The organism is Hymenobacter negativus, assembly GCF_017571495.1.
Taxonomy (GTDB): domain Bacteria; phylum Bacteroidota; class Bacteroidia; order Cytophagales; family Hymenobacteraceae; genus Hymenobacter; species Hymenobacter negativus.
Window position 1 is genome coordinate 452,281 of sequence record NZ_JAGETZ010000003.1, and the last position, 12,855, is coordinate 465,135.

Sequence of the window (12,855 nt, forward strand, 5' to 3'; positions counted from 1 at the left end):
CTGCACTTCCACTTCCTGGTTGTTCGCATCAAAAATAAAAGCAGAGAATTGATACGTACAGCCGGTGGGCAAAGGAGAGGACCGAACACAGGACGGTTGCGCCCAAGCATGTCCTATCCCCAGCCAAAGCCCAACAAGTAAAAGAAAACGGTTCACCAACTTCATAAGCAGCACGAGTAACGCAGGTCGCAGGCTATTTAGCATCTGGGGCCCGCAAAATTCAGGCCGCCTCTTTGCCACCACGGGTAAGAAAGCGGCGGTGAGTGAGCTAGCCAACTAGCACTATTTAAACAGCTGGTAGGATGCTTGCCCAGTCAAACTTACGGACGAAGGCGGCGGCTTTGTGCAAATCGGGGTAGAGCACCCGGTCGCGCACCACAAATTTTACCTCTTGTCCGAATGCTTCCACCACGCGCTCCAGCGCCTCAGAGCTGCGGCCGGGACGGCGAAAAGCCAGCGCCTGCACCGCTGTAAACAATTCGATGCCTAGCACTTGCTCCACGTTGTCGAGCACGCGGCGGCTCTTGGTGGCGGCGTTGGCGCCCATGCTCACGTGGTCTTCCTGGCCGTTGCTGCTCACGATGCTGTCGACCGATGCGGGGGTGCAAAGCTGCTTGTTCTGGCTCACGATGCCGGCGGCGGTGTACTGCGGAATCATCAGGCCGGAGTTCAGGCCGGGCTCGGCGATGAGGTAAGTGGGCAGGCCGCGCTGGCCGGAAATGAGCTGGTAGGTACGGCGCTCCGAGATGCTGCCCAGCTCAGCCACGGCTACGGCGAGATGGTCGAGGGCCAGGGCCAGCGGCTGGCCGTGGAAGTTGCCGCCGCTCAGAATCAGGTCTTCTTCGGGGAAGATGTTGGGGTTATCGGTCACGGAGTTGCACTCGGTTTCGACCACTTGGGCCACGTAGGCCAACGCGTCGCGGGAGGCGCCGTGCACCTGCGGTTGGCAACGGAAGGAGTAGGGGTCCTGCACGGCGTGGCGCGGCTGGGTTTGCAGTTCCGAGCCGACCAACAGCTCGCGCAAATTCTTCGCCACTGCCACCTGCCCGGCGTGCGGTCGGATGCGGTGGAGGTTTTCATTGAACGGGTCGGTGCAGCCGCCAAACGCTTCCGTGGACAGTGCCCCGATAACATCGGCCGCGGCCGCCAGGCGTTGGGCACGCAGCACGCCATCCACGGCGTAAGCCAGCATGAACTGGGTCCCGTTGAGCAGGGCCAGGCCTTCCTTGGCTTGCAGTGCCACCGGCTCCCAACTGAAGAGGCTCATAGCATCGGCGGCGCTCAAGCGGTAGCCTTGGTAATTTACTTCGCCCAAACCAAGCAGCGGCAGGCACAGGTGCGCCAGCGGGGCTAGGTCGCCGCTCGCGCCGAGGGAGCCTTGCTCGTATACCACGGGCAGCAGCTCGCGGTTGTACATGGCCACGAGGCGCTCGGCGGTAGCGGTTTGCACCCCGCTGTGGCCGTAGCTCAGGCTTTGGGCTTTGAGGAACAGCATGAGGCGCACGAGGTGCTGGGGCACTTCGGCGCCGGTGCCGCAGGCGTGCGACATCATCAGGTTGACTTGCAGCTGGGCGCGTTCCTCGGGCGCTATGCCTACGTTGTACAGAGAGCCGAAGCCGGTATTGATGCCGTAAATGGGCTGGTCGTGGTGCGCCAGGCGCTGGTGCAGGTAGGCGTGGCAGGCGGCAATCTGGGATTTGGCGTCGTCGCCGAGCTGTACGGGGCGGCCGTCGGCCAGCAGGGTAGCCAGCGTGGCCAGGGTGAGGGGCTGCGCGGGCGAAATAGTATGAGTGGGCATTAAGGTGGTGGGATGAGGGACGGTGGGATGAGGGGCGAATGGGGTGGCTACAAAAGTAGAAGCATTTCCACGGCAAGCGGCGAGATGCTGGTTACTGTTCATCGACCAGCGGTGAGCGCCCATCGATGAACGGCCGGTTAAGTCATTAATCTACGGGGCCGCTACGTCTGACCACGGCAGCTGGCGGCTAGGCGATTAAGCGGGTAGCGCTTCATTGAGGCGGATAGTTTTGGGTAGTTGTCGGGCGCTAATCGTCTGGCTGAAAGCTGACTTATCACCATTCTCTTACGCTCATGCAAACTGCTGCCAAACCTTTCATGCTGCTGGCGACTACCGCACGGCGGCTGCTGATAACCGGATTGCTACTGCCCATTGCGGCCTGTTCTGATTCCCAATCGGTATCGCCTGAGCCTTCGGCTTCGGCCTCCTCGTACCGGGCCGACGTGGCCTTGTCGTGGCTCAATCTGCAATTGAAGCTGGTGCGCACCACGCTGGCCGGACCGGTCAATATCTTCGGGCGGCCCTTCGGCTATTCTGGCATTGCCGGCTACGAGGCCATCTTGCCGGGCATTCCCAACGCCACCTCGCTGGGCCGCCAGCTCAACGGCCTCAACGGGCTACCCGTGGCCGATAAAACTCTGGCTTACAACTGGGCCCTGAGCGCTAATGCCTCGCTGGCGGCCATCAACCGCAGCTTGTTTGCCAATGCCTCAGCCGCCAACAAAGCCACCATCGACTCGCTCGAAGCGGCCAACGTGGTTACCTATCAGGCCGGTGCGAATGCCGAAGCACAGGCTCGCTCCATTGATTTTGGGAAGAGGGTGGCAGCGGCGGTATTTGCCTGGTCCGCAACCGATGGTTTCGATAACACCACGGCCTACACCCCGCCCACCGGGCCCGGTATGTGGGTGCCTACCGCTCCGGCCTTCGCGCCCGCTGGATTTCCGTATTGGGGCAACAACCGCACTTTGGTGCCTAACAGCGGAGCCGGGGCCGACCCGGGCCCGCCCTTGGCCTACTCGGCAGCGCCGGGTTCGCCGTTCTATGCCATGGCCCAGGAGGTGTACGACGTTTCCCAGAACCTCACGGCGGAGCAGCGCGCCATTGCTTTGTTCTGGAACGACTTGCCCAACGGCCGCAACTTTACCGCGCCCGGCCACTGGATTTCCATCCTCACGCAAGTGCTGGCCCGCGAGCAGCCCAGCCTGGATAAAGCCCTGACGGCCTACGCCAAAGTGGGCATCAGCATGAGCGACGCCGGCATCAGCTGCTTCAAAACTAAGTATACCTACAATGTGCTACGGCCCATCAGCTACGTGCGCGGCGAGCTGGGTCACCCCACCTGGCTGTCGCTCATTCCGGCCCCTAATTTCCCTGATTACAGTGCTACCCACGCCACCCTTTCTGGCGCGGCGGCTGAGGCGCTCACCAGCCTATTCGGCCCCAACTACGCCTTCACTGACCAGAATTACGTGCAGTTTGGGCTGGGGTCCCGCTCCTATACTTCGTTTGAGCAAGCAGGAGCGGAGGCCGGGATTTCGCGCCTTTATGGCGGCATTCACTACCGGCCTTCGTGCGAGAAGGGTGGGGCTCAGGGCAAGAAAGTAGCCCAGAACATCAATGCGGCGCTGTCGTTGCACTGAGCGATGGATGAGGGCTGGATGTCATATTGAACGTTGTTGAACGTCATGTCAAGCGCAGCCGAGACATGACGTTCTTTCGTTTTGCTATTCATCCCAATGCCTCCTCAACCCGCGGGCGAAACAGGCGGCCAATGGGCAGTTCCTGATTGGCCACTTCGATATGGCGGGTGTTGTAGGTTCGAATCTTGTCAAGCGCGACGATGAAGGAGCGGTGGATGCGCAGGAAATTGCTTTCCGAGAGCTTTTCCTCCATGCCGTTGATGGTTTGCTTCACCACCAGCGGCGGCCCGGCAGCGGTGTGAATCTTCACGTAATCCTTCAGGCCTTCGATATAGAGGATGGTATTGAGCACCACTTTCACCATCTTTCGGTCGATGCGGAAGTAGAGAAACGCGTCCGGAGAAGCAGGTGGCGTAGGCTCGGTGGGAGCCGGCGCGGAACTGCTGTCGGGGCGGCTGGCTTTGGCCACGGCTTTCAGAAAGCGCTCCAGCGAGACGGGCTTGAGCAGGTAGTCGACGGCGTCGAGCTCGAAGCCCTCGTAAGCGTATTCGCGGTAGGCGGTGGTGAAGATGACCTGGGGCGGGTGGCGCAGGCTGCGGAGAAAATCGGTGCCCAGCAGCTTGGGCATCTTGATGTCGAGAAACATGAGGTCAACCGGCTGGGCTTGCAGGACGCCGAAGGCTTCCAGCGCATTGCCGCAGGTGCCCACCAGTTCCAGGTGGGCCACTTCGCGCACGTAGGTTTCCAGTACTTCTAACGCCGGGGGCTCGTCGTCAACTAGTAAGCAGCGGGTCTTCATAAGATTAAAATGCCGGTTGGTAGTCAGTTGCACGGGTGCGGAGACGCGAAGTACCGCATCATCGCAGCCGTGCAGCTAGCGTGGTTTCAGGAAGCCAATTGGTCATGTTGCAACGCTGTTTTGGTGTTTAGTTGGCGGCCCGTGCGCAAGTGCAGCGTGGCCAGAAACAGGTCGGGTTCCGTCCCGATTTTCAACTCGTGCCGCTCCGGATACAGCCGATTCAGCCGCTCGCGCAGGGTGCGCAGGCCGGGGCCCTCACGCCACTCGGGCCCAGCTGCCGCCTGGCTGTTGATGATTTTGAACGTCATGGAATGAGGCTTGGCTACCAAGTCGATGCTGACCCAGGGGCATTCCTGGGCCGGGCTGGTGCCGTGCCGGAAGGCGTTTTCCAGCAGTGGCAGCAGCAGCAGGGGCGCCACGGTAGCGCCCACCCGCGCCCCACTAAAATTGAGCGCCACTTCCACGCGCGGACCCAGGCGCAGCTGCTCCAGCGCCAGGTAGTGCCGCAGCATATCGACCTCGTCGGCCAGCGGCACAGCATCCTGCGAGCTGGCGTAGAGCAGGTAGCGCAGCAGCTCGGCCAAGTGCAGCACTGCGGTGGGCGCTTCGGCAGACTTGCGTAGCGTGAGGGTGTGCAGGGTGCCCAGGGTATCGAACAGAAATAGAGGTTGCAGCTGGGCCTTAAGTAATTGCAGTTCGGCGTGCAGCTTGCGCTGTTGGAGCTGCTGGCCGAGCTGCTGCTGCTCGCTCCAGTCGTGCATCAGCTTCAGGGTGCTGGCCGCACCGGCTATGGCCATTAGCACAAACCAGGCAAACCCTAAGTCCTTATACTTAAACCATGAGAAGTGAGCAGGGGCGGGCTCGCCAAACAGCACCGGGCCGGGCCACAGGTCGTACAGCGCCCGCAGCCCGTCTACCACCACAATGCTGAAGGCCAGCCAGGCCCCAGTTAGCACCAGCAGCAACCCAAACTGCCCACGTTGCAGGCGGGGCAAAATCCAGTACAGCAGCGGATAAATGGTGAGTAGTGAAGCCGGAAGCTGCACGAAAAAAATGCCGCCTATGTAGAGCGGCGTGCCGGCCAGAAAGTAGGCCGGCAGCTGCATTAAAAAGCTGAGCACCATTGTGGCCACCCAGAATGCGATGTGCCGGGCTACCCGGCTGTGGCGGGCCGGGCTCATGCGGCAGAAACGGCTACGGCAGGCCACCCGGTAGCCTCAGCATGGGCGGCCGCGGCCAGCGGTGCTGGCCCATCCGACAGTTGCAGGGCCAGGCGGACGGTGAAGGTTTCTTCGCCTGCTTTGAGGGTGAAGCGGTGGCGCTGGGGATACAGCAGTTGCAGCCGCTGGCGCACGTTGTACAGGCCGATGCCCGTCGACTCGGGCGCGGTGGCTGGGCCGGGACTTTTGGTGTTGGTGATGACGCAGGTAAACCAGTTCTCGGCCACGGCCAGCTTGATGCTGACCCGCGCTGGCCCCACCTGCTCGGCCGGCCCGTGCTTAAACGCGTTTTCAACCAGGGGCAGCAGCAGCAAGGGCGCGATATGCGCGGTGGCCTCAATGCCTTCAGCCGCAAAATCGAGTGTGAGGCGGTGGCCGTAGCGCATCTGTTCCAGGGCCAGGTAGTTGCGCAGGAGGGCTACTTCTTCGGGCAGCGGCACGAGCGGGGCATTGCCCTGTTCGACCACGAAGTGCAGCAGGCCGGTGAGTCGCTCCACCATCACCGGGGCCTGGTCTGACTGCTTGAGTGTGAGGGCGTAAAGGTTGTTAAGCGTGTTGAACAGGAAGTGCGGATGAATCTGGGCGCGCAGCAGCTGCAGCTCGGCCTGGTAGTTTTCCTGAGCTAGCTGGGCGTTGCGGTGAGCTTGCTGCTGCCGCTGCCGAAACGCCCGCAGGCCCGCCGCCAACCCGCAGGTAAGCAGCACCGGCATGTGCGCGCCGGTGGCATACACCAAGTGATAGTCCGAGAAAGGGGAGTGCCCGCGGTGCGAGGGCACAAAGAAGTAGTAGCGGTGCGCAAACGTGAGGGCCAGCCCCAGTCCTAGCCAGGCGACTAGCAGCAGCATATAGCGGCCCCGATGGCCCGGCCGCTCCAGTCCGGGCAGCACGCCATAAAGCAGCGAGTAGGTGAGCAGCAGCAGCGGCGGCAGCAGAATCAGGGAGTCGCGCAGGGCAATGCGCCAGTCGGTGGTGGAGTGCAGGCCATACAGAAACAGCCAGGTCATGAGTGCGGTACGCACGACCCAGAACAGCCCGTGCCGCAGCCACCATCGCTCATCAATTGCCCGCAGAACGGCGGCTACCGCCGGATTTGCTGCCTGTGCCATGCCCGTCTCTGAGTTTGTATCGTGGTAAATATATCGGTTTGCTACCAGGCAAGGCGCTCGGAATCCGATTTTTAGACCAACGACCTGTCGCCGTCGACCAACGACCAATTCGGTATTTGGTCGGCGCCGGGCTGCCGTGTTGCTCTTGCCACCTTGCACCGGGCTAATATGCTGGCAAAGGGGCCGCTGGCACGGCATCTTGGGGTACTTCCACGCTCCGGCTCCGCTACACTGGCAGCTGCTTGAGGGCTGGTCTATTCATCCCTTTAACCCCCAATTCTATGAAAAACGCATTCATCCGCCGCTTGAGCCTGCTGCTCGTCTTGTTCTCCCTCGCCTCGTTGGCTCAAGCCCAAACGCCTGCCACTCCCAGCACCCCAGCCGGCTACTGGAACGTCGAAACCAACCTCACTACCCGCAGCCAGACCACCGTGCGCTTCTACAACGACCACGACCAACTCGTGTACGAAGAAACACTGCCCAACCTCTGCCTCAACCTGGCCCGCCGCAGCCCACGGCGCCGCGTTGCTGCCCAACTCAACCAAGTCCTGGAGCAGGTGCTGCGCGACCCTTCGGCTGGACAAGATAAGACGCTATTGGCTCGGCAGCTTATTACCAATTCGCGCATGAAACATGGCGCATATGCTGCCCGATAAGTGTTTTTAAATGAATGAATTGATTTATTTTATGTTTAAAAAATAAACATTTTATATATTTGATAAGTAAGTGACTCGCCTTCGTGCCCGGGGGTTCATTACCAAAGTCCTGCTGTAGCTAGCTCTTATTGAGCTGTATGCTTTAGCATAGGCATTTGCTTCAGGTTGCCTTCCTCACCTTTCCACGCTTTCGTATGTCCTTTCTTTTTAACCTGATTCGCCCCTGGTGGTACTGGCTGCTGGGGGGGGTAGCCCTGTTTGGGGTAGCTAGCGCCTATGCGCAGTCTCCACCGCCCCCAAGCGGGCAGAATGGCGGGATAAACTGTGCTTTCAGCCGCGTGCAAGAAGCCGCCTTTGCCCGGCAGCCCGGCTCGAAAGCAGCTTACCAGCAGTTTCTCAACCAGGCTGCCCGCTTGGCCAGCCAGCAGCGCGGAACCGCCGGCGCGGCGCCCGATGTGACCGTGCCCGTAGTGGTGCACCTTGTGTTTTCGTCGGTGGGCGGCTCACCTACTGGCATTACCGATGCCCAGGTGGTGGACGCACTGCGCATTCTCAACCTCGATTTCAGCAAGACCAACGCCGATACGGCGGCGGTTATCCCGGCTTTCGTGTCGCGCATTGCTAATGTGGGCTTCCAGTTCCGATTGGCCAAGCTTGACCCCTCCGGCAACTGCACCACGGGCATCACCCGCACGCTCTCGGCTAACGGGCAGGCGTTTAGCGATGAGCTGCTGAAGCGGGAAAGCCGCTGGGACCCCAGCCGCTACCTCAATATCTGGGTAGTGGATGGCATTGGCACGGGCCTTACCGGCGAAGATGGCTACGCCTACCTGCCGTGCACCGGCGGCAGCCTCGATGGTATTGTGATGCTCAAAACGGTATTTGGTACCATCGGCGCGGCCAGCAGCAACACCAATTCGCACATCCTGACGCACGAGGTAGGACATTACTTTGGCCTGAATCATACTTGGGGCGGTACCAACACGCCGGGCCTGGCCAGCAACTGTGGCCTCGACGACGGCATTGCCGATACACCCAACACCACCGGCACATTTGCCTGCAACCTGGCCTTTTCGCCCTGCACCGACTCGAACAACCAGCCCATTCTGGCTAACGTGCAGAACTACATGGATTACCCCTCGTGCATCTGCATGTTCACCACCGGCCAACGGGCCGTGATGCGGGCCTCGTTGGCCCTGGGCTGCCGCAGTACGCTCACTTCGACGGCCAACTTGGTGGCCACCGGCACCAACGACGGCTTTCAGCCGCCGGTCGGGGGCTGTCCGCTGGTGAGCATCGGCGTGGACCAGCGCCAGGTGTGCGCTAACCAAAGCGGCGGCCCGCGCTACTTTTCGGGCTTCGGCAACAGCGACGCGCTGAACGCGGCTGGGGCGCAGGTGGTGTGGGCCTTTCCGGGGGGCGTGCCCGCCAGCAGCACCCAACGTATTGGGCGGGTGAGCTACCCCACGCCGGGCATCTACCCCGTCACGCTCACCATTACGCCCGTAGGCAGCACACCAGTTACCCGTACTGAGCCGACCTGGATGCAGGTGGGCGGGCCCGGCACCGGCCTCAGTGGAGCCGTCAATGAGTCTTTCGAGAACCCGGCGTTTCCCAACAATTTCGGGGCCGCCGATTTGCGCAATTGGGTGTCCGATACGCTGCGCCGCGCCGTGGCTTTCCGCTGGCAGCGCACTAGTGGCGGCGGACTGGTGGCGGCCGAGGGCACAGCCTGCCTCCTGGTGCCCAACGTGGTGGCGAATTACAGCAATTACAACTATGCCTATATCACCTCGCCGGCCCTAAACCTAAGCGGCTTCAATGGGCAGGCGCTGCAACTGGTCTTTCGCACCGCCCGGGCCAGCAACCCCATGGCCACGAGCAGCGGAGATGATGAGTTGACAGTGCAATACGGCACCGATTGCGAGGTTTTTAGCAACGTAATGGGCATGAACTACACCAGCGGCGACTTGCAAGTAGCCGGGCAGGCCAGCCAAAACGGTTTCGTGCCAACCTCTGCCAGCCAGTGGAAAACCCTGACGCTGCCCCTGAACCCAGCCTATATTGGGGCAAGTACGTGGGTCCGGTTCGCATTCAAAACAAAGGGTGGCAATCCATTCTACCTCGACCAGGTGCGCATCAACACCACGGCGGCGCTGAGCACGGGCCAGGCAGCGCTTGCCCACCTCGCCATTGGCGTGTACCCCAATCCGCTGACGGCCGAAACGGCGGTGCATTTCACCCTGCCCACGCCGTGCGGCCATTCGCCTTACCGACCTGCTGGGCCGCGAGGTAGGGCAGGTGCCCACCAAAGACTACACCGCCGGCCCCCAGGCCATTCGCTTGCCCGGCGGCAATGCCCTGGCCGCGGGGGTGTATGTGGTGCGCCTCACAGTTGGCGAGCAAACATATTCGACCAAGGTGCTGCTGCCCTGACGGGTGGGTCGCGCTACTCTTACTGCCAGTCAGCAAATAGGTTCTTCCATTCTTTCCTGCTTCGAATGCAAACCCATTCCTTTCGTTGGGCTACTGCCCTGTTACTATTATTGGAACTGCCCTCGCTGGGACGCGCCCAATCGGTGGGCATCGGCACACCCACACCCGACGCCCAAGCCGCGCTCGACATCAAGGCCAGCGACAAGGGCCTGCTCATTCCGCGCCTCTCTGCCGCCCAGCGCACGGCCATCGCCGCCCCGCCCCAAGGCTTACTCGTCTACCAGACCGACGGCACGACCTCAGGTGGGGTTGGCACCGGCTTCTGGTACTACGCCGGCAGCCCTGCCGCCTGGGTCTTCCTTAACCCAGCCGGCGGCGCGGCCGACAACCTGGGCAACCATACGGCCACGACCACCCTCAACCTGCAAAGCAACGCGCTGGTGGGCACCGGGGCCAGCCTCGGCACGACCGTGGGTGTAGGCGTGCGCGCCGATGGTGGCCTGAACCTGGGCCAGAATGCGACTGGCAACAACGTCTACCTCGGCTACCAAGCCGGGCAAAACAATTCGACGGGCGCCCTCAACTACTTCAGCGGCTACCAGAGCGGCGCCAATAACACGACGGGCTTCAACAACCACTTCGAGGGTTACCAGAGCGGCCTAAGCAACACAACCAGCAACAACAACCAGTTCATTGGCAATGAGAGTGGCTATGCCAACACGACGGGTACCTTCAACTACTTCAATGGCTACCGGAGTGGCTACCGCAACACGACGGGCAGCTACAACTACTTCAGCGGCATGCTGAGCGGCCGCAACAACACCTTGGGTAGCAACAACCAGTTCAGTGGCTACCAGAGCGGTTTCAGCAACTCGACGGGCAACAACAACGTGTTCAGCGGCTACCAGAGCGGCTACGTCAACTCGACGGGCAGCGAAAATGTATTTGTGGGGTATCAGAGTGGGGGAGATGGTGTCAACAGAAATGGCAATACCGCCCTCGGGGCCTACAGCGGCACGTACTACAACAATATCACGAACTCCACGGCCCTGGGCTACAACACCGTCCTCTCCACCAGCAATACCGTCAAGCTGGGCAACGACGATACCCGGCTACTGTCTTGCGCGGTCGGGCTGTCGATGTATTCCGACGCGCGCGTCAAGACCGATGTGCGGGCCGACGTGCCGGGCCTGGCCTTCGTCACCCGCCTGCGCCCCGTCACTTACCTCTTCGATGCTGCCCGGCTGGCCGCCCTCATCCAGGTGCCCGCGCGGCCGCGCCGGGCCGAGGGCCCCGCTGCCGACCTTACCCGCCACACCGGCTTTCTGGCCCAGGACGTGGAGCGCGTTGCGCAGGAACTGGGCTTCGACTTCGACGGGTTGCACCGTCCGGCCCACGCCCGCGACCCTTACGCTCTGGGCTACGCGCAATTTGTGGTGCCCCTCGTGCGCGCGGTGCAGGAGCTGAACGCCGAAGTAGAAACCCTCAAAGCGCAGAACACGGCCATGCAGGTCCAGAACGCCGCCCTGCAGACTCAGGCCGCTACGGACCGGGTAGCAGCAGCGGCTCAGTCCGCCGGCTTTGCCCAGCGCCTGCAGGCCCTCGAAGCGGCCGGCGCCGCGGCCAGCCGCTAGCTCCTGGTCCAAACAGTCGTGCCACCACTTCTTATTGCCTTTTCCGCGCAGTTCTTATGAAAAACGTTGTCCTTCTGTTGCTTATGTTAGCGGCTCTGCTGGCCCGTTCCACGCCGGGACGTGCCCAATCCGTGGGCATCGGCACGGCCACGCCCAACGCTTCGGCCGCGCTCGACATCAAAGCCAGCGACCGGGGCTTGCTTATTCCGCGCCTCACCGCCGCCCAGCGCACGGCTATTACGGCCCCGCCCCAGGGGCTGATGGTGTACCAGACCGACGGCACGCCCGGCGGTGGCCCGCAAACGGGCTTCTGGTACTACGCCGGCACGCCCGCTGCCTGGGTGTTCCTCAACCCGACCGGGGGCGGGGCCGATAACCTGGGCAACCACACGGCCACCCAGGCCCTGAACCTGGGGCCTAATCCGCTGACTGGCTCTGGAGCCTCGGTGGGCACCGCCGTGGGCGTGGGCGTGCGGGCCGACGGGGGGCTGAACCTGGGCCAGAACACGACCGGCAACAACGTCTTTCTCGGCTACCAGGCCGGTGCCACCACTACAGGCAGCTTCAACACGTTCAGTGGCTACCAGGCTGGGGCCGCCGCCACGACGGGCAGCTTCGATACGTTCAGCGGCTACCAGGCCGGCGCCCGCAATACGACAGGCAACTACAACCTGTTCAGCGGCTACCAGAGCGGCTATTCTAACACGACGGGCAGCAACAATACGTTCAGCGGCGGCTTTCGAAGCGGCTTCTACAACACGACGGGTGGCAACAACACGTTCAACGGCACTGATAGTGGCTTCAACAACTCGACGGGCAGCAACAACGTGTTCAGCGGCTACAGCAGCGGTTTCTTCAACCGGACGGGCAGCAACAACCTGTTCAACGGGTATCAGTCCGGCTACAACAACTCGACGAGCAGCAACAACCAATTCAGCGGCTACCAGAGCGGCTACAACAACACGACGGGCGACCAGAACCAGTTCAGCGGCTACCAGAGTGGCTACGTTAACACCACGGGCTTCCGCAACCTGTTCGTTGGCTACCAGAGCGGTATCAGCAACACGACGGGCTCTAGGAACTGGGCTTTTGGCTACCTGGCCGGCCCCAACGCCACCAACCTGACCAACGCCGGCGCCATTGGCTACCAGGCCACGGTCAGCCAGAGCAACAGCTTGGCGCTGGGCGGCACCGGCGTCTTCGCCGTGAACGTGGGCATCGGCACGAGCAGGCCCAGCCAGCGACTTGAGGTGAACGGCAATATACTGGCAACCGGCACCGTCAATATGGGCTGGACGCAGTTATCCGGCACGTATACCCTGCCCGGTCACATCCAAGCGACTTATACACTTACCTGCCCCAATGGCACGCGGGCGCTGGGCGGTGGCGGCGGGCACCGCGACGACAACATAGGTGCCTCTAATATTGCCATCTACTACTCCGGTCCCGACCCCGCCGACCCCGAGCACAAGTGGCGCGTCATACTCGGCAACAGTGCGAACAACGACCGCGCCGTCCGTGTCTATTGCAACTGCGCGCGCATTGCGCCATGAACCGGGCGAC

9 protein-coding genes and 1 pseudogene are annotated in these 12,855 nt (G+C 62.0%); 6 read left to right on the forward strand and 4 right to left on the reverse strand.

Annotated elements, in window-relative coordinates; translation table 11 throughout:
* Positions 1 to 286: 286 nt before the first annotated feature.
* Positions 287 to 1,798 carry a histidine ammonia-lyase gene (gene hutH, locus J4E00_RS08730; RefSeq protein ID WP_208174754.1) on the reverse strand — a complete coding sequence of 504 codons (1,512 nt, stop codon included), beginning with the start codon at positions 1,796 to 1,798 and terminating at the stop codon, positions 287 to 289.
* Positions 1,799 to 2,091: 293 nt separating this feature from the next.
* Between hutH and J4E00_RS08735 the strand changes: the two genes are divergently transcribed.
* The gene (locus J4E00_RS08735; protein WP_236049631.1) at positions 2,092 to 3,441 is read left to right on the forward strand and encodes a vanadium-dependent haloperoxidase; all 1,350 of its coding nucleotides are present in this window, start codon (positions 2,092 to 2,094) and stop codon (positions 3,439 to 3,441) included.
* 88 nt (positions 3,442 to 3,529) lie between these two features.
* On the opposite strand, the gene J4E00_RS08740 is transcribed toward J4E00_RS08735, so the two are convergent.
* The 3 genes from J4E00_RS08740 to J4E00_RS08750 form a co-directional block, all read right to left on the reverse strand.
* Positions 3,530 to 4,240, reverse strand: coding sequence for a LytR/AlgR family response regulator transcription factor (locus tag J4E00_RS08740; protein ID WP_208174755.1), 711 nt, complete (start codon positions 4,238 to 4,240; stop codon positions 3,530 to 3,532).
* Between the two features lie 86 nt (positions 4,241 to 4,326).
* Complete coding sequence (locus J4E00_RS08745; protein WP_208174756.1) at positions 4,327 to 5,421, reverse strand: sensor histidine kinase; 1,095 nt, start codon at positions 5,419 to 5,421, stop codon at positions 4,327 to 4,329.
* Complete coding sequence (locus J4E00_RS08750; protein WP_208174757.1) at positions 5,418 to 6,566, reverse strand: sensor histidine kinase; 1,149 nt, start codon at positions 6,564 to 6,566, stop codon at positions 5,418 to 5,420. The genes J4E00_RS08745 and J4E00_RS08750 overlap by 4 nt, the downstream gene beginning before the upstream one ends.
* Before the next feature lie 281 nt (positions 6,567 to 6,847).
* Here J4E00_RS08750 and J4E00_RS08755 point away from each other — a divergent pair, with 281 nt between their 5' ends.
* The 5 genes and pseudogenes from J4E00_RS08755 (at position 6,848) to J4E00_RS08765 (ending at position 12,845) form a co-directional block, all read left to right on the forward strand.
* Positions 6,848 to 7,222 (forward strand): hypothetical protein, encoded by a 375-nt coding sequence (locus J4E00_RS08755; RefSeq protein ID WP_208174758.1) that lies wholly within the window; start codon positions 6,848 to 6,850, stop codon positions 7,220 to 7,222.
* A 194-nt stretch (positions 7,223 to 7,416) separates the two neighbouring features.
* Positions 7,417 to 8,403: pseudogene (locus J4E00_RS30235) on the forward strand (M43 family zinc metalloprotease); the annotation flags it as partial.
* Positions 8,404 to 9,523: 1,120 nt separating this feature from the next.
* Positions 9,524 to 9,658 carry a T9SS type A sorting domain-containing protein gene (locus tag J4E00_RS30240; protein WP_410779750.1) on the forward strand — a complete coding sequence of 45 codons (135 nt, stop codon included), beginning with the start codon at positions 9,524 to 9,526 and terminating at the stop codon, positions 9,656 to 9,658.
* Positions 9,659 to 10,797: 1,139 nt separating this feature from the next.
* Complete coding sequence (locus J4E00_RS30245; RefSeq protein ID WP_410779751.1) at positions 10,798 to 11,292, forward strand: tail fiber domain-containing protein; 495 nt, start codon at positions 10,798 to 10,800, stop codon at positions 11,290 to 11,292.
* 56 nt (positions 11,293 to 11,348) lie between these two features.
* Entirely contained in the window at positions 11,349 to 12,845 is a 1,497-nt protein-coding gene (locus J4E00_RS08765) for a hypothetical protein (RefSeq protein WP_208174760.1), read from the forward strand.
* Positions 12,846 to 12,855: the final 10 nt, after the last annotated feature.